Below are 26,871 nucleotides of genomic sequence, written 5' to 3' on the forward strand. Positions count from 1 at the left end.
CAGGCCGTTCGCGGTCGCCGTATCGGTCACGGTCACAGTCAGGAGATCCCGAATTCCTTGCCGATGAACTCGAAGAGGTCGTCGTCCGTCGCCGATTCGATCTCGTCGGTGGCGTCGGCGCCGTCCTCCGGTGCTCGGTCGTCGCTCCACTTGGCCAGCAGGGCCTGGAGCCTGGCGGTGATCCTGGTCCGGCCCTCGTCGTCCGGGGCGGCCCCGCTGAGGGACGCGTCCAGCCGGTCGAGCTCGGCGAGCAGCGGGGTCACCGCGTTCGCGTCGTCCGGCACGAGCTCGCCGCTCAGGAACCGGACCAGGGCCTCGGGTGTCGGGTAGTCGAAGATCAGCGTGGCCGGGAGCCGTACGCCGGTGGCCGAGCCGAGCCGGTTGCGCAGCTCGACCGCGGTGAGCGAGTCGAAGCCGACCTCGCTGAACGAGCGCGCCGGGTCGACCGCTTCGGGGCCCGGGTAGCCGAGCACGGCCGCCACCTGCGTGCAGACCAGCTCCACCAGCGCCTCCTCCCGCTCCGGCCCGGTCAGCGCGGCGAGCCGCTGCAGCAGCGCCTCGGCCCCGCCGGCCGTGGCCGCCGCGGACTCGGCGGCGCGCCGCACCGGCGTCCGGACCAGGCCGCGGAAGAGCGGCGGCAGCATGTCGGCACCCGCCTGGGCGCGCAGCGCGGCCAGGTCCAGCGGCATGGGCACCAGCGACGCCTCGTCCGTACGGACGGACGCGTCGAAGAGCTCCAGGCCCCGCTCGGCGGTGATGGCGACGACGCCACCGCGCCGGATGCGGGCGATCTCCGTCTCGTCCAGCTCGCCGCCCATGCCGCCCTCGGCCCACAGGCCCCAGGCGAGCGAGGTGGCGGGCAGGCCGTTCTCCCTGCGCCACTGTGCCAGCGCGTCCAGGAAGGAGTTGGCCGCGGCGTAGTTGCCCTGGCCCGCGCCGCCGAAGACACCGGCGGCGGAGGAGAAGAGCACGAACGCCGAGAGGTCGAGACCGCGCGTGAGCTCGTGCAGGTTCCACGCCGCGTCCACCTTCGGACGGAAGACGTGCGCCAGGCGCTCCGGGGTGAGCGAACCGATCACGCCGTCGTCGAGCACACCGGCGGTGTGCACGACGCCGGTCAGCGGGCGGTCGGCCGGAACCGCGGCGAGCACGGCGGCCAGTGCCTCACGGTCGGCCACGTCGCAGGCCGCCCAGGTGACGGTCGCGCCCGACCGGGCCAGTTCGTCGCCGAGTCCGAGTGCGCCCGGGGCGTCCTGGCCGCGGCGGCTGACCAGCAGCAGGTGGCGTACGCCGTGTTCGGCCACCAGGTGCCTGGCCACCAGGCCGCCCAGCATGCCGCCGGCGCCGGTGACGAGCACCGTGCCGTCGGTGTCCCAGGCCGCGGCCTCTGTCCCGGATGCCTCGGGCGCCGTACGCGCCAGGCGCGGTGCCAGGACCGCTCCGTCGCGGACGGCCACCTGCGGCTCGCCCGCGGCCAGCGCGGCGGCCACGTTCGCCTGCAACTCGCCGCGCCCGTCGATGTCCACCAGGACGATGCGGTCCGGGTTCTCCTGCTGGGCCGTGCGTGCCAGGCCCAGGGCCGCGGCGCTCGACACGTGCATCATCGGGTCGCCTGCGGCGGCGATCACCGAGCGGGAGGTCAGGACGACCAGCCGGGCGGCGGCGAACCGCTCGTCGGCCAGCCAGCCCTGCACCACGTCCAGCAGGTCGGCGGAGATCCGATGCGTCATGGTGGGGGTGTCCGTGCCCTGCTCCCAGGGCCGTGCGCCCGGCACGAAGAACACATACTCCGGTGCCTCGTCGCCCGCCTCGATCGCGGCGGCCAGCGCTGCCAGGTCCGGGTGGGCGGTGAGCCCGAGCGCGTCGGAGCCCACGGCCGCCCACCGGGCGGCGGGGACCGCTTCGGTCTGCGCGGCGTGGACGGGCGTCCATTCGACCCGGAACAGCGCGTCCTTGACCGTGCTGCCCGCGCCGAGCTGCTCCGGCGCCACCGTGCGCAGCGCCAGGCCCCGCACCGAGGCCACCGGGGCGCCCGTCACGTCGGCGAGCTCCAGGGAGACGGAGCCGTTGCCGGCCGGGGAGATCCGCACCCGCAGCGCGGAGGCGCCCACGGCGTGCAGCGAGACCCCGGTCCAGGCGAACGGCACCCTGCCCTGCCCGCCGCCGGACTCGGCGGCGGCCAGCCCGAGGGCGTGCAGCGCGGCGTCGAGCAGGGCGGGGTGCAGCCCGAAGGCCTTGGCGTCGGCCCCGGCGTCCTCGGGCAGCCGCACCTCGGCGAAGACCTCTTCGCCGCGCTTCCAGGCGGCCGTGAGGCCCTGGAACACCGGCCCGTAGCCGAAGCCGGAGTCGGCCAGGCCCTCGTAGAGACCCTCGGTCGCGACCGGCTCCGCGTCCGCCGGCGGCCAGGCGCCCGGCTCGGACGCGGGCGGGTGTTCGCCGCCCGCGGCCAGCACGCCGGTGGCGTGCCGCAGCCACGGCTCGTCGGAGGCGGCGCTCTCCGCGCGGGAGTGCAGCGTCAGCGCGCGCCGTCCCGCCTCGTCGGGCGCGGCGAGCGACAACCGCAGCTGTACGCCGCCCTGTTCGGGCAGGATCAGCGGGGCTTCGAGGGTGAGCTCGTCGAGCAGGTCGCAGCCGACGTGCTCGCCCGCGCGGAGCGCCAGCTCCACGAACGCGGTGCCCGGCAGCAGGACCGCGCCCATGACGGCGTGGTCGGCCAGCCAGCCGTGCGTCGCCAGCGACAGGCGCCCGGTGAAGGCGACGCCGTCCGAGTCGGGCAGCTCCAGGGCCGCGCCGAGCAGCGGGTGGTCGGCCGCGTGCAGGCCGATCGAGGAGGCGTCGCCGCCGGCCGAACCGGCCTGCAGCCAGAAGGGCTGCCGCTGGAAGGCGTAGGTCGGCAGCTCGACCCGGCGGCCCGCGCCCGGGTGGACCGCGGCCCAGTCCAGGTCCGCGCCCCGGGCGTGGGAGCCGCCCAGTGCGGTGACGAAGGTCTCGGGCTCGGGGCGGCCGGAGCGCAGGACGGGGAGGAAGGACAGTCCGTCGCCGGTGACGCAGTCCTGCGCCATCGCGGTGAGGACACCGTCCGGGCCCAGCTCCACGAAGGTGGTGACGCCCTGCGCCTCCAACGTCCGTACGCCGTCGAGGAAGCGGACCGCCTCCCGGACGTGGCGGACCCAGAAGCCGGGGTCGGTGATCTCCTCGGCGGGGACCACCCCGCCGGTCAGGTTGGAGACGACCGGGATGCGCGGGGCCGCGTACGACAGCGACTTCGCCACCTCGGCGAACGCGTCCAGCATGGCGTCCATGTGCGGCGAGTGGAAGGCGTGGCTGACAGTGAGGCGCTTGGTCTTGCGGCCCTGCGCCTCGAACGCGGCGGTGATCTCCAGAGCCGCGTCCTCGTCACCCGCGATCACCACCGACGCCGGCCCGTTGACGGCGGCGATGCCGACCCGCTTGCCGGTCAGCGGCGCCACCTCGTCCTCGGACGCCTGCACGGCGATCATGGCGCCGCCCGCCGGGAGTTCCTGCATCAGCCGGCCGCGCGCGGCGACCAGCTTCGCCGCGTCCGGCAGGGACAGCACCCCGGCGGCGTGCGCGGCGGCCAGCTCGCCGATGGAGTGACCGGAGAGGAAGTCGGCCTTCAGGCCCCAGGACTCCACGAGGCGGAACAGCGCCACCTCGACCGCGAAGAGAGCGGGCTGGGTGTACTGCGTCCGGTTCAGCAGCTCGGCGTCGTCGCCGAAGACCACGGTCTTCAACGGCTGTTCCAGGTGCCGGTCCAGCTCGTCGCACACCGCGTCCAGCGCCTCCGCGAAGACCGGGTAGGCGGCGTACAGCTCACGGCCCATGCCCAGCCGCTGGCTGCCCTGGCCGGTGAACAGGAACGCGGTCCTGCCATCAGCGGCCTGGCCCAGCGTCACCGAGGCGGCGGTGCGGCCCTCGGCGAGGGCGTCCAGCCCGGACAGGAAGCCGTCACGGTCGCCCGCCACGAGCACTGCGCGGTGCTCGAAGGAGGCCCGGCCGGTGGCCAGCGCGTGCCCGATGTCGGCGACGGATACCGCGGGTTCGGCGGTGTCCAGATGCGCCCGCAGCCGGGCTCCCTGGGCGCGCAGCGCCTCGGGGGTCCTGGCGGAGAGCACCCACGGCAGCACGCCGGGCTTCGCCACCGGCGCCCCGGCGGGAGCGGGCTCCTCCACCGGTGCCTGCTCGATGATGGCGTGCGCGTTGGTGCCGCTCATGCCGAAGGAGGACACACCGGCCCGGCGGGCCCGCCCGGTCTCCGGCCACGGCCGGGACTCGGCGAGCAGTTCCACCGCGCCCGCCTCCCAGTCGACGTGCGGCGAGGGCTCGTCGATGTGCAGCGACTTCGGCAGCAGACCGTGCCGCATCGCCAGCACCATCTTGATGATGCCCGCGACACCGGCGGCGGCCTGCGTGTGACCGAAGTTGGACTTGATGGAGCCCAGGTAGAGCGGCTGCTCGGAGGCGTGCTCCTGGCCGTAGGTGGCCAGCAGCGCCTGCGCCTCGATCGGGTCGCCCAGGGTCGTGCCGGTGCCGTGCGCCTCGACCGCATCGACCTCGGCAGCCGACAGACCGGCGTTGGCCAGGGCCTGCCGGATCACGCGCTGCTGCGACGGGCCGTTGGGCGCCGTCAGACCGTTGCTCGCACCGTCCTGGTTGACGGCGGTGCCGCGCACGACCGCCAGCACCTGGTGGCCGTTCTTGCGGGCGTCGGAGAGCCGCTCGACGAGCAGCATGCCGACGCCCTCGCCCCAGGCGGTGCCGTCGGCAGCCGCCGCGAAGGGCTTGCAGCGGCCGTTGGCGGCGAGCCCGCGCTGGCGGCTGAACTCGGTGAACACGGTCGGCGTGGTGATGATCGTGACACCGCCGGCCAGCGCCAGCGAGCACTCGCCGTTGCGCAGCGCCTGCGCCGCCAGGTGCAGGGCGACCAGCGACGACGAGCACGCCGTGTCGATGGTGACCGCCGGGCCCTCCAGGCCGAAGGCGTAGCTGACCCGGCCGGAGGCGATGGAGCTGGAGCCGCCGGTGCCCAGGTAGCCCTCGACGCCCTCGGGGAAGGTCTGGAGCCGCGAGACGTAGTCGTTGTGCATCTGGCCGACGAACACGCCGACCTGCTTGCCGCGCAGCCCGACCGGGTCGATGCCGGCCCGCTCGAACGCCTCCCAGCCGGTCTCCAGCAGCAGCCGCTGCTGCGGGTCCATGGCGAGGGCCTCGCGCGGGTTGATCCCGAAGAACGACGGGTCGAAGTGGTGGGCGTCGTAGACGAAGCCGCCTTCGCGGGCGTACGAGGTGCCGGGCCGGTCCGGGTCCGGGTCGTAGAGGCCCTCGATGTCCCAGCCGCGCTCGGCCGGGAGGTGCGCGATACCGTCCCGGCCCTCGGCCAGCAGCTCCCACAGGTCCTCGGGCGTACGGACGTCACCGGGGAAGCGGCAGCTCATGGCGACGATCGCGATCGGGTCGTCGTCCGCACCGGCCCCGGCGGCGGTCTGCGCCGACAGGGCGACGGCCGCCTCGGAGCCGAGCAGCTCGTCACGCAGATAGCCGACGAGGGCCGTCGGTGACGGGTAGTCGAAGACCAGGGTGGCCGGAAGCCGCAGGCCGGCGGCCGAGCCGAGCCGGTTGCGGAACTCGACCGCGGTCAGCGAGTCGAAGCCGAGGTCCTTGAACGCCCGGCCCGCCTCGACGGCGTCGGGCGAGTCATGGCCGAGGACGACCGCGACCTGGGTGCGCACCAGCTCCAGCAGGGCCGCGTCGCGCTCCGATGCGTCCAGCCGGACCAGGCGCTCCACCAGCGAGGTGCCGTCCGAGGCGGCGCCCGTCCCGGCGGTGCGGCGGGCGGTGCCGCCGCGCACCAGGCCGCGCAGCAGCGCGGGCACCATGTCGACGGGCGCGCCCGTCAGCGGTGCCAGGTCGAGCTGCATGGGCACCAGGAGCGCCTCACCCACCTCGTGGGCGGTGTCGAAGAGCGCCAGGCCCTCCGCGGAGGACAGCCCCAGCACCCCGGAGCGGCTCAGCCGGGACTTGTCGGTCTCGTCGAGCTCGCCGGTCATGCCGCTGGCCTCGGCCCACAGGCCCCACGCCAGCGAGGTGGCGGCCAGGCCCCGGCCGCGCCGGTGCCGGGCCAGGGCGTCCAGGAAGGAGTTGGCGGCCGCGTAGTTGGCCTGGCCGGCGCCGCCGAAGGTGCCGGCGGAGGAGGAGAACAGCACGAAGTCGGCGAGGTCCAGGCCCTCGGTCAGCTCGTGCAGGTTCCACGCCGCGTCCACCTTCGGGCGCAGCACCTTCGTCAGCCGCTCCGGGGTGAGCGAGCCGAGGACGCCGTCGTCGAGCACACCGGCGGTGTGCACCACGGCGGTCAGCGGGTGTGCGGCCGGTACGGCGGACAGCGTCGCGGCCAGCGCCTCGCGGTCGGCGGCGTCGCAGGCGGCGATGGTCACCTCGGCGCCCAGCGCGCGCAGTTCCGCGGCGAGTTCGGCCGCACCCGCGGCCTGCTCGCCGCGACGGCTGGTGAGCAGCAGGTGCCGGGCGCCGCGCTCGGTCACCGCGTGCCGGGCGACCAGGCCGCCCAGGGTGCCGGTGCCGCCGGTGATCAGCACCGTGCCGTCCGGGTTCCAGGCGGCGGGCACGGTCAGGACGACCTTGCCGATGTGCCGGGCCTGGCTGAGGTGGCGGAACGCGTCGGGGGCCTGCCGTACGTCCCACGAGGTGACCGGCAGCGCCCGCAGCGCGCCGCTCTCGAACAGCGCGAGCAGCTCGCGGAGCATCTCCTGGATGCGGTCCAGGCCCGCCTCGGTCAGGTCGAAGGACTGGTAGGAGACGCCCGCGTACTCGGCGGCGACCTCCTCGGGCACCCGGACGTCGGTCTTGCCCATCTCGACGAACCGGCCGCCGCGCGGCAGCAGCCGCAGCGAGGCGTCCACGAACTCGCGTGCCAGCGAGTCCAGTACGACGTCGACGCCGCGCCCCTCGCTGACCTCGCGGAACTTCTCCTCGAAGGCCAGGTCGCGGGAGGAGGCGATGCGGTCGTCGGCGAGGCCGAGCGAGCGCAGCGTGTCCCACTTGCCGGGGCTGGCGGTGGCGAAGACGTCCACGCCCCAGTGCCGGGCCAGTTGCACCGCGGCCATGCCGACGCCGCCGGCCGCGGCGTGCACCAGCAGCGACTCGCCGCTCTCCAGGCCGGCCAGGTCGCGCAGCGCGTAGTAGGCCGTCATGAAGACGATCGGGACGGACGCGGCCTCGGCGAAGCTCCAGCCGGCCGGCATCGGGGCGATCATCCGGCGGTCGGCGACCACCAGCGGGCCGAAGCCACCGGGCAGCATGCCCATCACGCGGTCACCGGGGGCCAGGTCCGTGACACCGGGGCCGGTCTCCAGGACCACGCCGGCGCCTTCGCTGCCCATGAGTCCGGCGTCGCCGGGGTACATGCCCAGCGCGTTGAGTACGTCGCGGAAGTTCAGGCCGGCGGCCCGGACCGCGACCCGCACCTGTCCGGCCTCCAGCGGCGCGGTGGCCTCCGGGGCGGGCAGCAGGGTCAGGTTCTCCAGCGTGCCCTTGTCCAGGATGTCCAGGCGCCAGGCCGGCTCGTCGGCCGGCGGCACCATGGCGCCCGCCGCGGCGACGCGCGCCAGGCGCGGCGCGTGCGCGGTGCCGTGGCGCAGCGCGAACTGCGGTTCGCCGGAGGCGAGGGCGGCGGCCAGCGTCCCGTACGAGGCGGTGTCGCCGTCGAGGTCGGCCAGCACCAGCCGGTCCGGGTTCTCCGACTGCGCCGAGCGCACCAGGCCCCATACCGGCGCGTGCGCCAGGTCGTGCACCCCGGTGTCGCCCTGGGTGGCGATCGCGCCCTGGGTGACCAGGACCAGGCGGGAGGCGGCGAAACGCTCGTCCTCCAGCCACTCCTGCACCAGGGCGAGAGCGTCCTGAACGGCGGTGTGGGCGGCCGCCGTCGGGTCGTCGCCGGTCTGCCGCGGGGCGCGGTGGGCGATGACGTACGCGGGCGCCTCGGCCCCCGCCTCGACGGCCGCGCCGAGGGCGGCCAGGTCGGCGTGGACGGCCGCGCCGGACGTGAGCCCGGCCGGTGCGTCGGCGCCGAGTACCGCCCACGGCGTGGTGTCGGCGGCGGCGGTCGTGGGCACGGTGGCCCAGTCGAGGCGGAACAGTGCCTCGTGGTAGGCGGCGGAGCGTCCGCCGCCGAGCGTGCCGGTCCCGACCGGGCGCAGCGCCAGGTGCTCGACGGCGGCCACCGGCGCACCGGTGCCGTCGGCCAGCTCCAGGGTCATGCCGTCGTCGCCGACCGGGCTCAGCCGCACCCGCAGCGCGCCGGCGCCGACCGCGTACAGCGACACCCCGCTCCAGGAGAACGGCAGCCTGCCCTGCTCGTCGCCGTCGGGGCGGGCGAAGGTGGAGTGCAGCGCGGCGTCCAGCAGTGCCGGGTGCAGCCCGAACGCCGCGGCCTCCGAGCGGCGTTCCTCCGCCAGCTCGACCTCGGCGAACACCTCCTCGCCGCGCAGCCAGGCGGCCTTGAGCCCCTGGAAGACCGGGCCGTAGGCGAACCCGCCCTGTGCCAGGTGCTCGTAGAGGCCCTCGACCGGGACGGCCTCGACGCCCGGCGGCGGCCACTCGGCCAGGTCGAAGGAAGGCTGCGGGGCACCCGTGGTCAGCACACCGCTGGCGTGCCGGATCCACGGCTCCTCCAGGGTGGCGTCCTGTGCCCGCGAGTACAGCTCGACCGTGCGGTGGTTCGCGCCGTGCGCGGCGCCGACCACGATCTGCAGCTGGAGCGCGCCCCGCTCGGGGAGGATCAGCGGCGCCTCGATGGTGAGTTCGTCCAGCCGGTCGCAGCCGACCTGGTCACCGGCCCGGATCGCCAGCTCGACGAACGCGGTGCCGGGCAGCAGCACGGTGCCCATGACGGCGTGGTCGGCCAGCCACGGGTGGGTCTCCAGCGACAGCCGCCCGGTGAACAGGAAGCCGTCGGAGTCGGCCAGTTCCACGGCCGCGCCCAGCAGCGGGTGGTCGGCGCGGCCCAGGCCCGCCGATTCCACGTCGCCGACAGCGCCGGCGGGCGAGCGCAGCCAGAAGCGGCGGCGCTGGAAGGCGTACGTGGGCAGCGTGATCGGCTCGACGCGCGCGGCGCCGGTGCCGGCGAAGTACGCCTCCCAGTCCACCAGCAGGCCGCGGGCGTGCGCCCGGGCCGCGGCGTGCGTCAGCGACTCGGCCTCGGGCCGGCCCTTGCGCAGCGTGGCGAAGAGCGCCGTGTCCTCGCCGGTGACGCAGTCCTGCGCCATCGCGGTGAGGATGCCGTCGGGGCCCAGCTCGACGAAGGTGGTGACGCCCTGCGCCTCAAGGGCGCGGATGCCGTCGAGGAAGCGCACGGCCTCGCGGACGTGACGGACCCAGAACTCCGGGTCGGTGATCTCCTCGGCGGAGACCAGGGCGCCGGTCAGGTTGGAGACGATCGGGATCTTCGGGGCCGCGTACGAGAGCTCCTCGGCGACCGCGCGGAAGGCGTCCAGCATGCCGTCCATGCGCGGCGAGTGGAACGCGTGCGAGACCGTCAGCCGCTTGGTCTTGCGGCCCTGCGCCTCGAAGTGCTCGGCGATGGCGACAGCCGCAACCTCGTCACCGGCGACGACCACCGACGACGGGCCGTTGAGGGCGGCGATGCTCACGCGGTCGGTCAGCAGCGGGAGGACCTCGTCCTCCGAGGCCTGGACCGCGATCATCGCGCCGCCGGCCGGGAGTTCCTGCATCAGGCGGCCGCGTGCGGCCACCAGCTTGGAGGCGTCGGCGAGGGACAGCACGCCCGCCACATGCGCGGCGGCCAGCTCACCGATCGAGTGGCCGGACAGGTAGTCGGGCGTGATGCCCCACGCCTCGACGAGACGGAACAGTGCCACCTCGACCGCGAACAGCGCGGGCTGCGTGAAGCCCGTACGGTCCAGCGCCGCAGCGTCGTCCCCGAACAGCACACTCTTCAGCGGCAGTTCGAGGTGCGCGTCCAGCTCGGCGCAAACCGCGTCCAGCGCCTCCGCGAACACCGGGAACGCGTCGTACAGCTCACGCCCCATGCCCAGCCGCTGGCTGCCCTGGCCCGTGAACAGGAACGCCGTCCTGCCACCGGCCACCGAACCCTCGACCACGCTCGCCGCGGACTCACCGCGCGCCAGCGCCTCCAGGCCCGCGGTCAGGGCCGCGCGGTCCGTACCCACGACCACCGCACGGTGGTCGAGCGCCGCCCGCGTCACGGCCAGCGAGTAACCGAGGTCGGCCGGAGTGATCTCCGTGGCGTCGTCCAGGTGGGCGCGGAGCCGCGCGGCCTGGTCGCGCAGCGCGGGGACGCTCTTCGCCGACAGCATCCAGGGCACCGCACCGGCGGCGCGCGGGGGCGCGGCGGGGGTGGGCTCCGGTACGGCCTCCGGTTCCGGGGCCTGCTCGATGATGGTGTGCGCGTTGGTGCCGGACACGCCGAACGAGGAGATGCCCGCGCGGCGCGGACGGCCCGTCTCGGGCCACTCCACCGATTCGGTCAGCAGCGAGACCGCGCCCGCCGACCAGTCGACGTGCGGGGACGGCTCGTCGACGTGCAGGGTCTTGGGCAGTACGCCGTTGCGCATCGCCATGACCATCTTGATGATGCCGGCGACACCGGCGGCGGCCTGGGTGTGGCCGATGTTGGACTTGATGGAGCCCAGCAGCAGCGGCTGTCCCTCGGGCCGCTCCTGGCCGTAGGTGGCCAGGAGCGCCTGTGCCTCGATCGGGTCGCCCAGCGTCGTACCCGTGCCGTGCGCCTCGACGACGTCCACGTCGGCCGCGGACACGCCCGCTCCGGCCAGCGCCGCGCGGATGACGCGCTGCTGCGACGGGCCGTTGGGCGCCGTCAGGCCGTTGCTGGCGCCGTCCTGGTTGACCGCCGTGCCGCGCACGACGGCGAGGACGGGGTGGCCGTTCTTACGGGCGTCGGAGAGCCGCTCGACGAGCAGCATGCCCACGCCCTCGGACCAGCCGGTGCCGTCGGCCGCCGCCGCGAAGGACTTGCAGCGGCCGCTGGTGGACAGACCGCCCTGGCGGCTGAAGTCCACGAAGGTGTCGGGGGTGGCCATGACGGTCACACCACCGGCGAGCGCCATGGTGCATTCGCCGTTGCGCAGCGCCTGCGCGGCGAGGTGCAGGGCGACCAGCGACGAGGAGCACGCGGTGTCGATGGTGACCGCCGGGCCCTCCAGGCCGAAGGTGTAGGCGATGCGGCCGGAGGCGACGCTGCCCGCCGTGCCGGTGCCGAGGTAGCCCTCGAGGCCCTCGGGCAGCGCGGTCAGCCGGGACAGGTAGTCGTGGTACATCACACCGGCGAAGACGCCGGTCCGGCTGCCGCGCACGGTGGCCGGGTCGATGCCCGCGCGCTCGAAGACCTCCCAGGACGTCTCCAGCAGCAGCCGCTGGTGCGGGTCCATGGCGAGGGCCTCGCGCGGGTTGATCCCGAAGAAGTCGGGGTCGAACTCGCCCGCGTCGTAGAGGAAGCCGCCCTCGATGGTGGCGCTGGTGCCGGCCTCGCTCTGGTTGTCGCTCTGCAGCCCGTCCAGCTGCCAGCCGCGGTCGGTCGGGAAGCCGGAGATGGCGTCCCCGGCGCCCAGGACGAGCTGCCACAGCTCCTCGGGGCTGCTGACGCCGCCCGGGTAGCGGCAGCTCATGCCGACGATGGCGATCGGCTCGTCGTCGGCGATCGCGGTGGTGGTCACCTTGGCGGCGGCGCCGTCCGCGTCGGCGCCGAGGATCTCGGTGCGCAGGAAGCGGGCCAGCAGGGTGGGCGTCGGGTAGTCGAAGACCAGGGTGGCCGGGAGCCGGACGGAGGCCACGGCGCCGATGCGGTTGCGCAGCTCGACGGCGGTGAGCGAGTCGAAGCCCAGCTCCTTGAACGCCCGGGTGGCGTCGACGGCTTCGGGTCCCGCGTAGCCGAGGACCGCGGCGACCTGGGTACGGACCAGCTCCAGCAGCAGCTTGTCGCGCTCGGGCACGGACAGGCCGAGCAGCCGCTCGGCGAGCCCGCCGACGGGGGCGGCACCGCCCGCCTCCACGACCCGGCGGCCGGGCAGCCGCACCAGGCCGCGCAGCAGCGCGGGCACCTGGCTCGCGTCGGTGGCCCGGCGCAGCGGCGCCAGGTCCAGGTGCATCGGCACGAGGGCGGGGGCGCCGACGGCCAGCGCGGTGTCCATCAGGTGCAGGCCGTCCTCGGAGGACAGCGCGGCGACTCCGGCGCGGGTGATGCGCTGGATGTCGGTGTCGTCCAGGTCGCCGGTCATGCCGCTGCGCTCGGCCCACAGGCCCCAGGCCAGGGCGGTGGCGGGCAGGCCCTGGGCGCGGCGGCGCTGGGCGAGGGCGTCCAGGAAGGTGTTGGCGGCGGCGTAGTTGGCCTGGCCGGGGCCGCCGAGGGTACCGGCGGCGGCGGAGAACAGGACGAACGCGGCCAGGTCCACGCCCTGGGTCAGCTCGTGCAGGTGGAGCGCGGCGTCGACCTTGGCGGGCAGCACCCGGTCGACGCGCTCGGGGGTGAGCGAGCCGAGGATGCCGTCGTCGAGGACACCGGCGGTGTGCACCACGGCGGTCAGCGGGTGGGCTGCCGGGACGGCGGCCAGGACCGCGGCGAGCGCGTCCCGGTCGGCCACGTCGCAGGCGGCGAGGGTCACCTCGGCGCCGGCCGCGCGCAGTTCGGCGGCCAGCTCGTCGGCGCCTCGCGCCGCGGCGCCGCGGCGGCTGAGCAGCAGCAGGTTCCGTACGCCGTGCTCGGCGACCAGGTGCCGGGCGACCAGCCCGCCCAGGGTTCCGGTGGCGCCGGTGACCAGGGCGGTGCCCTCGGGGTCGAGGGCGGGGACGGTCTGCCCGGCCTCGGCGGCGACGCGGGCCAGCCGGGGTACGAGCACGGTCCCGGCGCGGACGGCCAGTTGGGGTTCGTCGGAGGCGAGCGCGGTCGGCAGGGCACGGTAGGACTCGTCCCGGCCGTCCACGTCCAGCAGCACGAAGCGGTCGGGGTTCTCCGACTGCGCGGAGCGCAGCAGGCCCCACAGCGGGGCGTGCGCCAGGTCGGCGACGTCCGCGTCGGCGGCCGTGGCGACCGCGCCACGGGTGGCGATCACCAGGCGCGAGTCGGCGAACCGGTCGTCGGTGAGCCAGTCCTGGGCCAGTTCGAGCGTGCGGTGCAGCGCGGCCCGGACGTCGGCGGTGAGCCGCTCGGCGTCGGGCCCGTCGGGGCCGAAGACCGGTACGACGACCGCCTGCGGCACGGGGGCGCCGGCCGCGACGGCCTCGGCGAGGGCCGCCAGGCCGGAGTACGCGGCGGCGGTGGGCAGGGCGGTGGTGAGCTCGGGGGCGGGGGCGTCCGCGAGCAGTGCCCACTGTCCGGCGGCGACGGTGGTGGCGGCCGGGACGGCCGCCGGGGTCCAGTCGACGCGGAAGAGGGAGTCGTGGAAGGTGGAGCGGGCGGCGTGCACCTGCTCCGGGGCGACGGGGCGCAGCAGCAGCGCGTCGACGGACGCGACCGGCACCCCGCTCTCGTCGGTCACGAGGACGGCCACGGTGTCCTGGCCGTTGGGCGAGAGCCGTACCCGCAGCGCGGCGGCGCCGACCGCGTGCAGGGCGACGCCGCTCCAGGAGAACGGGAGCCGGCCGTGCTCGGTCGGCTCCAGCAGGGAGCCCATGCCGACGCCGTGCAGGGCCGCGTCCAGCAGCGCCGGGTGCAGGCCGAACAGGCCGGCCTCCTCGACGGCGCTCTCCGGGAGGCGGACCTCGGCGTAGATGTCGTCGCCCTGCTGCCAGGCGGCCTTGAGGCCCTGGAAGACCGGGCCGTAGGCGAAGCCGCTCTCCGTCAGCCATTCGTAGAGGCCGTCGACGGGGACCTCGGTGGCGCCGGCCGGCGGCCAGGCGGCGAGGTCGGCGGCGGGAGCGGTGGCGCCGGTGGCGAGCACACCGGTGGCGTGCCGGGTCCACTCGCCCTCGCCCCAGCCGGTGCCGTCGGCGGACTCCTCCAGGCGCGAGTGGAGGGTCAGCGAGCGGCGGCCGGAGCCGTCCGGCGCGCCGACGGCCACCTGGAGCTGCACCCCGCCCTGCGCGGGCAGCGCCAGCGGCGCCTCCAGGGTGAGCTCTTCGAGCACGTCGCAGCCTGCGTGGTCGCCCGCGCGGACGGCGAGTTCGACGAAGGCGGTGCCGGGCAGCAGCACCGTGTCCATCACGGTGTGGTCGGCGAGCCAGGGGTGCGTCTGCAGGGAGAGGCGGCCGGTGAACAGGAAGCCCGCGGCGTCGGCCAGCGACACCGCGGCGCCCAGCAGCGGGTGGTCGGCCGAGCCGAGGCCGGCGGCGGTGACGTCACCGGTCCAGGGGCCGGCCGCCTCGGGCCAGTACAGCTCGCGCTGGAAGGCGTAGGTGGGCAGTTCGACGCGGCGGCCGCCGGAGCCGGCGAGGACCGCGGTCCAGTCGACGCGGACGCCGTGCACGTGCGCCTGTGCCAGCGCGCCGGTCAGCGCCCTGACCTCGGGGCGGTCGGCGCGCAGCAGCGGCACGAAGGCGGCGTCGTCGGTGGTGACGCAGTCCTGGGCCATGGCGGTCAGGACGCCGCCCGGGCCGAGCTCCACATAGGTGGAGACGCCGTACGCCTGGAGCCGGCCGATGCCGTCGGTGAAGCGGACCGCTTCCCGGACGTGCCGCACCCAGTAGTCGGGCGTGCAGATCTCGGCGGCGGAGACGGAGGCGCCGGTCAGGTTGGAGATGATCGGGACGACCGGCGGGTGGTAGGTGACACCCTGGGCGATCTCGCGGAAGGCGTCGAGCATGCCGTCCATGCGCGGCGAGTGGAACGCGTGGCTGACCGTCAGATGCTTGGTCTTGCGGCCCTGCGCCTCGAAGTGCTCGGCGATGACGACCGTCGCGTCCTCGTCACCGGCGACGACCACCGACTGCGGGCCGTTGAGGGCGGCGATGCTCACCCGCTCGGTGAGCAGCGGGAGCACCTCCTCCTCGGACGCCTGGACCGCGATCATGGCGCCGCCGGCCGGGAGTTCCTGCATCAGCCGGCCGCGGGCGGCCACCAGCTTCGCCGCGTCCGCGAGAGTCAGGACTCCGGACACATGGGCGGCCGCCAGCTCGCCGATGGAGTGGCCGACGAGGAAGTCGGGCTTGACGCCCCAGCCGTCCAGCAGCCGGAACAGCGCGACCTCGATGGCGAACAGCGCGGGCTGGGTGTAGCCGGTCCGGTCCAGCTCGGTGCTGTCGGCGTCGAACATGACGTCGCGCAGCGGCCGTTCGAGGTGCTGGTCCAGCTCGGCGCAGACCGCGTCCAGCGCCTCGGCGAAGGCCGGGACGGCCGCGTACAGCTCACGGCCCATGCCAGCCCGCTGGCTGCCCTGGCCGGTGAAGAGGAACGCCGTCTTGCCCTCGGTGGCCTGGCCCTGGACCAGGTCGGCGGACGTGCCGCCGTCGGCCAGCGCGCGCAGCAGTTCCTCCGCGCCGCCGACCGATGGGGCGATCAGCACGGCACGGTGGTCGAGGGTGGCGCGGGTGGTGGCCAGCGAGTGGCCGAGGTCGGTCAGGGACAGGCCCGGGCCGGCCGCGAGGTGGGCGGCGAGCCGCTCCGCCTGGGCGCGCAGCGCCTGCGGGCTCTGCCCGGAGACCAGCAGGGGTATCGAATCGCCGGGCGCGGCCTGGCCCGCCGGGTCCGGGCTCTCGGGGGCGTCCTCGGGGGTGCGGTCCTCGGCGGGTGCCTGCTCGATGACGGTGTGGGCGTTGGTGCCGCTGACGCCGAAGGAGGAGATGCCGACGCGGCGCGGCTGGCCGGTTCCCGGCCACGGCCGGGCCTCGGTGAGCAGCTCGACCGCGCCCGCCGTCCAGTCCACGTCCCGCGAGGGCGCGTCGACGTGCAGGGTCTGCGGCAGCACGCCGTGCTCGATGGCTTTGACCATCTTGATGATGCCGGCGACACCGGCGGCGGCCTGGGTGTGGCCGAAGTTGGACTTGATGGAGCCCAGCCACAGGGGCCGGCCGTCGGGCCGGTTCTGGCCGTAGGTGGCCAGCAGCGCCTGCGCCTCGATCGGGTCGCCGAGGCTGGTGCCGGTGCCGTGCGCCTCGACGGCGTCCACCTGGGCGGGGGTGAGCCGAGCGTCGGTGAGTGCCTGCCGGATGACGCGCTGCTGGGACGGCCCGTTGGGCGCCGTCAGACCGTTGCTCGCGCCGTCCTGGTTGATCGCCGAACCACGGACGATCGCGAGGACCGGGTGGCCGTTCTTACGGGCGTCGGAGAGCCGCTCCACGAGCAGCATGCCGACGCCCTCGCCCCAGCCGGTGCCGTCGGCGCCGTCGGCGAACGCCTTGCAGCGGCCGTCGGGGGCGAGGCCCCGCTGCCGGCTGAAGTTGATGAACGCCCGGGGGCTGTTCATCACGGTGACACCGCCGGTCAGCGCCAGCGAGCACTCGCCGTTGCGCAGCGCCTGGACGGCCAGGTGCAGCGCCACCAGCGACGAGGAGCACGCCGTGTCGACGGTGAGCGCCGGGCCCTCCAGGCCGAAGGTGTAGGAGATACGGCCGGAGATAACGCTGGCCGCGTTGCCGGTCAGCAGGTACTGCTCGGCGCCCTGCGGCAGCCGGTGCATCAGCTCCGGGTAGTCCTGGCCGTTGGTGCCGATGAACACCCCGGCCTTGGAGCCGCGCAGCGTGGCCGGGTCGACACCGGCCCGCTCGAACACCTCCCAGGCGGTCTCCAGCAGCAGCCGCTGCTGCGGGTCCATGGCGATGGCCTCGCGCGGCGAGATCCCGAAGAACGCCGCGTCGAACTCGCCCGCGCCGTCGAGGAACCCGCCCTTGTCGGTGTAGCTGGTGCCCTGCTGGTCGGGGTCGGCGTCGAAGAGCGAATCGACGTCCCAGCCACGGTCCGTGGGGAAGTCCACTATGGCGTCGTCGCCCGCGGCCACGAGCCGCCACAGCTCCTCCGGAGAAGTGACACCTCCGGGGAAGCGGCAGCTCATGCCGACGATCGCGATCGGCTCAGGCTCCTGCGCCTCGACCTCCCGAAGACGCTGCCGCGTCTGGTGCAGATCGGCAGTTACCCGCTTGAGGTAGTCGAGGATCTTGTCCTGATCCGACATTGGAGTCTCACCCATGCTTCTCGTCACAAACCTTGCGCCCGCGGACCTTAGATCCTTAGATTCCGAGTTCTTTCTCGATGAAGTCGAAGACCTCATCCGGCGTTGCCTCTTGCAGCTTTTCCGTCACCGTCCCGCCGGTGTTGGTGTCCGCCTTGCTCCCGCGCGGCTCGTCCCACCTGGCGAGGAGCGCCTGCAGCCGGGCGGCGATACCGGCCCGGGTCTCGCCGTCCTCACCGGCGGGGTCGAGCACGGAAAGCGCGGATTCCAGCTTCTCCAGCTCCGCGATTCCCGGTGCGGCCGCCGCCGCGCCGCCGTCCTGCGTGATCTCGGCGTGCAGGAATTCGGCCAGCACGCCCGGCGTCGGGTAGTCGAAGACCAGCGTGGCGGGGAGCTTCAGCCCGGTGGCGGCACCGAGCCGGTTGCGGAGTTCGAGCGCGATGAGCGAGTCGAAGCCCAGCTCCTTGAACGCCCGGCCCGCGCCCACCTCGTCGGTCGAGGGGTGCCCCAGCGCGGCGGCCGCGTTGCCGCGCACCAGGTCCAGGACGACCAGGGACTGCTCGGCCCGGGACATCCCGGCCAGCTGCTGCCGCAGTGCGTCCGCGGGGGCCGCGGCCTGACCGGCGTCGCCGCCGGCCGGACCGGTGTCCGCCAGCCGCCTGACGTCGGGCAGGTCGGCGATGAACGGGCTGCGCCGCACCGCCGTGTAGCCGTAGGCGAAGCGGTCCCACTGGATGTCGGCGACGGCCACGACCGTGTCGGCGTGGTCCAGGGCCTGCTGCAGCGCCCTGATCGCCGAGTCCGGTGCCATGGCGGGCACGCCGCCCCGGTCCAGCCGCTCGCCGATGGCCCCGCCGGCCGCGAGACCGGTGTCGCCCCAGCGGCCCCAGGCCACGGAGACCGCGGGCAGCCCGTCGGCCCGGCGCTGCTCGGCCAGCGCGTCGAGATACGCGTTGGCCGCCGCGTAGTTGCCCTGACCGGCGTCGCCGAGCGTGCCCGCGATGCCGGAGAAGAGCACGAACGCGGACAGCTCCAGGTCCCGGGTGAGCTCGTGCAGGTGGCGGGCGGCGTCGGCCTTGGGGCCGAGCACCGTCGCGAACCGGCCCGGCGTCAGCGCGTCCAGCACGCCGTCGTCGAGGACGCCCGCCGCGTGCACCACGGCGGTCAGCGGCTGCCCGTCCGGGATACCGGCGAGCAGCGACTCCACGGCCTTGCGGTCGGCCACGTCGCAGGCGGCGACGGTGACCCGCGCGCCGAGACCGACGAGCTCGTCCCGCAGCTCGGCCGCGCCCGGCGCGTCCACGCCACGGCGGCTGGTGAGCAGCAGGTGCTCGGCACCGTTGCGCGCCAGCCAACGGGCCACATGCGCACCCAGCGCACCCGTACCACCGGTCACCAGCGTCGTACCGGACGGCTGCCAGCTCCGCACCGGCACGGTGTCGGCCAGCGGGGCGCGGGAGAGCCGTCGGGCGAAGACACCGGCAGCGCGGATCGCGAGCTGGTCCTCGTCCTCGGACCCGGCCAGGATCGCCGTCAGCCGGGCCAGCGCCCGCTCGTCGGCGGTCTCGGGCAGGTCGACCAGACCGCCCCAGCGCTCCGGGTACTCCAGCGCCGCCGTACGGCCCAGGCCCCAGGCCAGCGCCTGTGCCGGGTTGTCCGGCCGGTCGGAGCGGCTGACGGAGACAGCGCCGCGGGTCGCGCACCACAGCGGCGCGTCGGTCCCGAGGTCGCCCAGCGCCTGGATCAGCGCTGCGGAACCGGTCAGTCCGGCGTCGACACCGTCCGTGCCCGGGGCGGGCTGCGCGTCGAAGGCGAGCAGCGACAGCACACCGGCCACCGGCGCGGCGCCGTCGAGCTCCTCGCGCACCCGGCGGGTGACCGACTCGCGGTCCAGTTCCCCGGCGCCCAGCGTGAGCTGGCGTACGTCGGCGCCGCGTTCGGCCAGCGCGGTCAGGGCGGAGAGTGCCCAGTCATCGGCGATCGCGGACTCGGGCACGACCAGCAGCCAGGTGCCGGAGAGCCGTGCGGACGGCCCCTCGGGCAGCGACTTCCAGGTCACGCGGTAGCGCCAGTCGTCCAGGGCGGACAGCTCGCGGGCCTGCTTGCGCCAGGCGGACAGGGCCGGCAGCACGGCGCTCAGCGAGCCCAGCGCCTCGGCGTCCTCGAACTCCAGCGTCCCGGCGAGCGATTCCAGGTCCTCGCGCTCGACGGCCTCCCAGAAGCGGGCGTCCGTCGCGTCCTTCGGGAGCACCTCGGTGCCCGCCTCCGGCTCGGCCGCTTCCGGCCAGTAGTGCTGGTGCTGGAAGGCGTAGGTGGGGAGTTCGACGCGTGCGGCGCCGGTGCCCTCGTAGACCGCGTCCCAGTCGACGTCGACCCCGCGCGTCCACGCATCGCCCAGCGAGGTGAAGAAGCGCTCCAGGCCACCCTCGTCACGGCGCAGCGATCCGATGACGGCGGCCTCACGGCCCGCGTCCTCGGCGGTCTCCTGCACACCCATCGTCAGCACGGGGTGCGCGCTGGACTCGATGAAGGCTCCGAAGCCCTCGTCGAGCAGACGGCGGACAGCACCTTCGAGTTCGACGGTCTGGCGGAGGTTGGTGAACCAGTAGTCCGCGTCCAGCTCGGGGCCCTTGACCCACTCCCCCGTCACCGTGGACAGGAACGGCACCTCGGCCGCCTTCGGCTGCACCGGGGCCAGAAGTTCACGCAGCTCGTCACGGAGCAGCTCGACCTGGGCGGAGTGCGAGGCGTAATCCACCGGGACCTTACGCGCCCGAACCTCATCCGCCTCACACGAAGCGATCAGCTCATCGAGAGCCTCGGGCTCACCGGAAACGACCACGGAAGAGGGGCCGTTGACGGCCGCCACCGAGATGCGGGATTCACCCCATGCGGCGATCCGATCCCGGACCTCACTGACGGGCAGCGCCACGGACACCATGCCGCCCTTGCCCGCCAGCACCCGGCCAATAGCCTGACTGCGCAGCGTGACGACGCGAGCAGCGTCCTGAAGCGACAGGATTCCCGCCACACACGCGGCCGCGATCTCGCCCTGCGAGTGGCCGACCACCGCGTCCGCACGCACACCGAACGAGCGCCACAGCTCCGCGAGCGACACCATCACGGAGAACAGCACCGGCTGGACGACATCCACCCGCTCCAGCGACGGCGCACCCTCGACACCGCGCAGGACGTCCACCAACGACCAGTCGGCGAACTCCGCCAGCGCGGCAGCGCACTCCTCAATCCGGGCAGCGAACACTGGCGAAGCATCCAACAGCTCGATGGCCATGCCTACCCATTGCGACCCCTGTCCTGGGAACAGGAATGCGGCCTTACCCCCGATTCCGGCTCCCTGGACCAGCTGGGGCAGGGCCTGGCCACGGGCCAGGGCGTCCAGTGCGCGGACGAAATCGTCACGGTCGGTGCCCACCAGCACGGCTCGCTCGTCGAGAGCGGAGCGGGTGACAGCGAGCGAGTAGCCGATGTCCGCCGGGCTCAGGTCCGCGTCGGCAGCCAGGTGCGAGAGCAGCTTCTCGGCCTGCGCGGGCAGCGCGGCCCGGGTCCTGCCGGAGAGCACCCACGGCAGCACGCCCGGCTGCCGGGTCGGCTCCTCGGCCGAGGCCGCGGCCGGCTCCTCGGCCGGGGCCTGCTCGACGATGACGTGCGCGTTGGTGCCGCTGAAGCCGAAGGAGGAGATGCCCGCGCGGCGCGGGGCCTCCGTCGTGGGCCACGGAGTGGCCTCCGTCACCAGGGAGACCGCGCCCGCCGACCAGTCCACGTGCGGGGTGGGCTCGGCGATGTGCAGCGACTCCGGTATGACGCCGTGCCGCATGGCCAGCACCATCTTCATCACGCCCGCCACACCGGCGGCCGCCTGGGCGTGGCCGATGTTGGACTTCACCGAGCCCAGCAGCAGCGGCTGGTCGGCCGGGCGGTCCTGGCCGTAGGTGGCCAGGAGCGCCTGCGCCTCGATCGGGTCGCCCAGCGTCGTGCCCGTGCCGTGCGCCTCGATCACGTCCACGTCGGCCGCGGACAGCCGGGCGTTGGCGAGCGCCTGCCGGATGACGCGCTGCTGGGACGGGCCGTTGGGCGCCGTCAGGCCGTTGCTCGCGCCGTCCTGGTTGATCGCGCTGCCCCGGACGACCGCCAGGACCGGGTGGCCGTTCTTCCGCGCGTCGGAGAGCCGCTCGACCAGCAGCATGCCGACGCCCTCGGCGGGGCTGAAGCCGTCGGCGTCCGAGGAGAACGCCTTGCTGCGGCCGTCGGAGGACAGACCGCGCTGCCTGCTGAACTCGATGAAGGTGCCGGGGGTGGCCATCACGGTCACACCGCCCGCGAGGGCGAGGGAGCACTCGCCGGTCCGCAGCGCCTGCACGGCCAGGTGCAGCGCCACCAGGGACGCCGAGCAGGCCGTGTCGACGGTGACCGCCGGGCCCTCCAGGCCGAAGACGTAGCTGACGCGGCCGGAGACCACACTGGCGGCGCTGCCGGTGGCCAGGTGGCCCTCGTAGCCGTCGGTGGTGTTCCGCATGAGGATGGAGTAGTCGGAGCCGTTGGTGCCGGCGAAGACGCCGGTCTGGCTGCCGCGCAGGGCGGCCGGGTCGATGCCCGCCCGCTCGAACGCCTCCCAGGACGTCTCCAGCAGCAGCCGCTGCTGCGGGTCCATGGCCATCGCCTCGCGCGGCGATATGCCGAAGAAGGCGGGGTCGAACTCGGCGGCGCCGGTGAGGAATCCGCCCTCGCGGGTGTAGCTGGTGCCCTGCGCGTCCGGGTCCGGGTTGTAGAGGGACTCCACGTCCCAGCCGCGGTCGGCCGGGAACTCCGACAGCGCGTCACCACCGGTGGCCAGGAGCTGCCACAGCTCCTCGGGGGTCCGTACGCCACCGGGGAAGCGGCAGCTCATCGCGACGATCGCGATCGGCTCGTCGTCGGCGAGCGCGGCCGCCGTGGGCAGCGGTGCCGCGGTGGCGAGCTGCCCGCCTGCGAGCTCGGCGCGCAGGTGCCTGGCGAGCACGGCGGGGGTCGGGTAGTCGAAGATCAGCGTCGGCGGCAGCTTGAGCCCGCTGGCGGCGCCGAGCCGGTTGCGCAGCTCGACCGCGGTGAGCGAGTCGAAGCCCAGCTCCTTGAAGGCGCGCGTGGCCTCGACGGCCTCGGTGTAGCCCAGGACGGCCGCGACGGCGGTCCGTACGAGCTCCAGCAGCAGTCGCTCCTGCTCCGCCTCGGGCAGCCCGTGGAGCTGCTGGGCGAGGGCGGCGGCGCCGGAGTCCTCCGCCTCGGCGCCCGCCATGTCCTTGATGACGTCGCGTGCCTCGGGCAGGTCGTGCAGCAGCGGCCGGGAGCGGCCGGAGGTGAAGGCGAGGACGAAGCGCTTCCACTCCATGTCGGCGAGGGTCAGCACCGGCTCGTCCCGGTCCAGTGCGTGCTGGAGCGCGGTGACGGCCAGTTCGGGCGACATCTCGATGACGCCGTGCCGGCGCATCCGGTCGCCGACCCCGCCCTCGGCCATGCCGCCCTCGCCCCACGGGCCCCAGGCCAGTGAGGTCGCGGGCAGCCCGGCGGCGCGGCGCCACTCGGCGAAGGCGTCCAGGAAGGCGTTGCCCGGCGCGTAGTTGCCCTGGCCGGGCGCGCCGAAGGTGGCGGCGAAGGAGGAGAACAGCACGAACGCCGAGAGGTCCAGCTCGCGCGTGAGCTCGTGCAGGTGGAGCGTGGCGTCGACCTTGACCTTGAGCACCCGGTCGACCTGCTCGGGCGTCAGGCTCTCGATCACGCCGTCGTCGAGCACCGCGGCGGTGTGCACCACGGCGGTCAGCGGCTGTTCGGCCGGGATGCCGGCGAGCAGCGACTCGACGGCCTCGCGGTCGGCCACGTCGCAGGCGGCGATGGTGACCTCGGCGCCCAGCGCGGTGAGCTCCTCGCGCAGTTCGGCCGCGCCCGGCGCGTCCGCGCCACGGCGGCTGGTGAGCAGCAGGTGCTCGGCACCGTTGCGTGCAAGCCAGCGGGCCACATGCGCACCCAGCGCACCCGTACCACCGGTCACCAGCGTCGTACCGGACGGCTGCCAGCTCCGCACCGGTGCGGTCTCGGCCAGCGGGGCACGAACCAGGCGGCGTACGAACAGACCGGTGGTACGGATCGCGACCTGGTCCTCGTCCTCGGCACCGGCCAGGACGGTCACCAGCCGGGCCAGCGCCCGGTCGTCGGCGGTCTCCGGGAGGTCGACGAGGCCGCCGTAGCGCTCGCCGTGCTCCAGGGCGGCCACCCGGCCGAGGCCCCAGACCAGCGCCTGCGCGGGCGACTCCAGCCGGTCCGCGCCGCCGACCGACACCGCACCGCGGGTGGCGGACCACAGCGGCGCGGTGATCTCCGCGTCGCCCAGCGCCTGGACCAGCGCCAGCTGCGCCGCGGCGCCGGCGGGGACGGAGGTGTGGACGGGGTGCGGCCGGTCGGTCAGCGCCAGCAGTGAGAGCACACCGGTGAAGGGGGCTTCCGCGGCCGCCTGCCGGAGCAGCGCGGTGAGGGACTCCCGGCCGTCCGTGCCTGTGTCCATGACGAGCTGTCGTACGTCGGCGCCGCGCTCGGTGAGGAGGCGGGTCGCGCCGGCGGCCCAGTCGTCGGCCGCGGACTCGGGCACGACCAGCAGCCAGGAGCCGGACAGCCGTGCGGCGGTGCCCTCGGACAGCGGCTTCCAGGTCACGCGGTAGCGCCAGCCGTCCACGGTGGACTGCTTGCGGCTCTGCTTGCGCCAGTTCGCCAGGGCGGGCAGCAGCGCGCTGGCCCGCTCGTCGCCGTCGACCGCGAGCTCGGCGGCGAGCGCCTGCCAGTCCTCGCGCTCCACGGCCTCCCAGAAGCGGGCCTCGACCGGGTCCACGGCCACGGCGGGGGCACCCGCCTCCAGCCAGTAGTGCTGGTGCTGGAAGGCGTACGTCGGCAGCTCGACGCGCTCGGCGCCCGTACCCCCGTAGACCGCGTCCCAGTCGACATTCACGCCGCGCGTCCACGCCTCGCCCAGCGAGGTGAAGAAGCGCTCCAGGCCGCCCTCGTCACGGCGCAGCGACCCGATGACGGCGGCCTCGCGGCCAGCGTCCTCGGCGGTCTCCTGCACGCCCATGGCGAGCACCGGGTGCGCGCTGGACTCGATGAAAGCTCCGAAGCCCTCGTCGAGCAGACGGCGGACGGCGCCTTCGAGTTCGACGGTCTGGCGAAGGTTGGTGAACCAGTACTCGGCATCCAGCTCGGGGCCCTCGACCCATTCACCGGTCACGGTGGACAGGAACGGCACCTCGGCGGCCTTTGGCCGCACCGGGGCGAGGAGTTGGCGCAGCTCGTCACGGAGCAGCTCGACCTGGGCGGAGTGCGAGGCGTAGTCCACCGGGACCTTACGGGCCCGCACCTCGTCCGCCTCACAGGAAGCGATCAGCTCATCGAGCGCCGTGGGCTCGCCGGAAACGACCACGGAGGAGGGGCCGTTGACGGCCGCCACGGAAATACGGGATTCACCCCACGCGGCGATCCGCTCACGTACCTCACTGACGGGCAGCGCCACGGACACCATGCCGCCCTTGCCCGCCAGCACCCGGCCGATCGCCTGACTGCGCAGCGCGACAACACGCGCCGCGTCCTGAAGCGACAGGATTCCCGCCACACACGCAGCGGCGATCTCACCCTGCGAATGACCGACCACAGCCGACGGCTCAACACCCAGCGAACGCCACAGCTCCGCCAGCGACACCATCACCGCGAACAGCACCGGCTGGACCACGTCGACGCGCTCCAGGGACGGCGCACCCTCGACACCGCGCAGGACGTCCACCAGCGACCAGTCGCAGAACTCCGCCAGCGCGGCAGCGCACTCCTCGATCCGGGCGGCGAACACCGGGGAGGCGTCCAACAACCCGGTGGCCATGCCCACCCACTGCGAGCCCTGGCCGGGGAAGACGAAGGCGACCTGCCCGCCGACCGCCGAACCCTGCACCACGCCCGGGGCCATGCCGCCCTCGGCGAGAGTCGCGAGGCCGGCCAGCAGCTCGTCGCGGTCCTTGCCCCGCACCACGGCACGGTGGTCCAGGGCGGCCCGCGCGGTCGCCAGCGTCAGACCCACGTCCAGCGGGCGCGCCGCCGTCCCGGACTCCAGGTGCGCCAGCAGCCGTTCGGCCTGGGCGCGCAGCGCGGCCCGGCTCTTGCCGGAGACCGGCCACGGCATCACGTCCAGTGCCTTGGGCTCGGCCGGCGGCTGGGCCTGCTCGGCCGTCGCCTCGTCGGACTCCTCAGGGACGGGGGCCTGTTCGAGGATGGTGTGGGCGTTGGTGCCGCTGAAGCCGAAGGAGGAGACGGCGGCGCGGCGCGGCCGGCCGGTCTCGGGCCACGGGGTGGTCTCGGTCAGCAGCGATACGGCGCCGACCGACCAGTCCACGTGCGGGGTCGGCTCGTCGACGTGCAGGGTCTTGGGCAGCACGCCGTGCTCGATGGCCTTGACCATCTTGATGATGCCGGCGACACCGGCGGCGGCCTGCGTGTGGCCGATGTTGGACTTGATGGAGCCCAGCAGCAGCGGCTGGTCGGCCGGGCGGTCCTGGCCGTACGTCGCGAGCAGCGCCTGCGCCTCGATCGGGTCGCCCAGCGTCGTGCCCGTGCCGTGCGCCTCGACCGCGTCGACCTCGGCCGTGGTCAGCCGGGCGCCGGCGAGTGCCTGGTGGATGACGCGCTGCTGGGACGGGCCGTTGGGCGCGGTCAGGCCGTTGCTCGCGCCGTCCTGGTTGATGGCCGAGCCCCGGACGACCGCCAGCACCTTGTGGCCGTTCTTCTGCGCGTCGGAGAGCCGCTCGACGAGCAGCATCCCGACGCCCTCGCCCCAGCCCGTGCCGTCGGCGGCGGCCGCGAAGGGCTTGCAGCGGCCGTCGGCGGCGAGCCCGCGCTGGCGGCTGAACTCGGTGAACGTCGAGGGGGTGGCCATCACGGTCACGCCGCCCGCGAGGGCGAGGGAGCACTCGCCTGCGCGCAGCGCCTGCACGGCCATGTGCAGGGTCACCAGCGAGGACGAGCAGGCCGTGTCGACGGTGACCGCCGGGCCCTCAAGGCCGAAGACGTAACTGACGCGGCCGGAGGCGATGGAGCCGGAGCTGCCGGTCCCCAGGAAGCCTTCGACGCCCTCGGGCACGGAGTCGAGGCGCGAGGTGTAGTCGTGGTACATCACACCGGCGAAGACACCGGTGCGGCTGCCGCGCAGGGCGGTCGGGTCGATCCCGGCCCGCTCGAACGCCTCCCAGGACGTCTCCAGCAGCAGGCGCTGCTGCGGGTCCATGGCGAGGGCCTCGCGCGGGGAGATCCCGAACACCGCCGGGTCGAAGCCGCCTGCGTCGTAGAGGAATCCGCCCTCGCTGACGTAACTGGAGCCGGCCTGCTCGGGGTCGGCGTCGTAGAGGGTCTCGATGTCCCAGCCGCGGTCGGTCGGGAAGCCGGAGATCGCGTCCTCGCCGCCCGCGACGAGCCGCCACAGGTCCTCGGGGGTCCGTACGCCCCCGGGGTAGCGGCAGCTCATCGCGACGATGGCGATGGGCTCCTGGTGCCGGTCCTCGACCTCGCGGAGCCTGCGGCGCGCCTGGCGCAGGTCGGCGGTCGCCCGCTTGAGGTAGTCGCGGAGCTTGTCCTCGTTGTTCACGGCTGTGCCCTTGTTCCCGGCTGCGTCGTTGTTCATTGCCGTCGGCTCCTTGCGGGGGGAGGTATTCATCGGTTCAGTACGCTC

2 protein-coding genes are annotated in these 26,871 nt (G+C 74.4%); both read right to left on the reverse strand.

The window, feature by feature from the left end:
• Positions 1-38 precede the first annotated feature (38 nt).
• Positions 39-17,132 (reverse strand): SDR family NAD(P)-dependent oxidoreductase, encoded by a 17,094-nt coding sequence (locus ABD269_RS27375; protein ID WP_425572995.1) that lies wholly within the window; start codon positions 17,130-17,132, stop codon positions 39-41.
• A gap of 55 nt (positions 17,133-17,187) precedes the next feature.
• The gene (locus ABD269_RS27380; RefSeq protein WP_425572996.1) at positions 17,188-26,787 is read right to left on the reverse strand and encodes a type I polyketide synthase; all 9,600 of its coding nucleotides are present in this window, start codon (positions 26,785-26,787) and stop codon (positions 17,188-17,190) included.
• Positions 26,788-26,871 lie beyond the last annotated feature (84 nt).

Source organism: Streptomyces blastmyceticus (assembly GCF_039521185.1).
GTDB classification, from domain to species: domain Bacteria; phylum Actinomycetota; class Actinomycetes; order Streptomycetales; family Streptomycetaceae; genus Streptomyces; species Streptomyces blastmyceticus.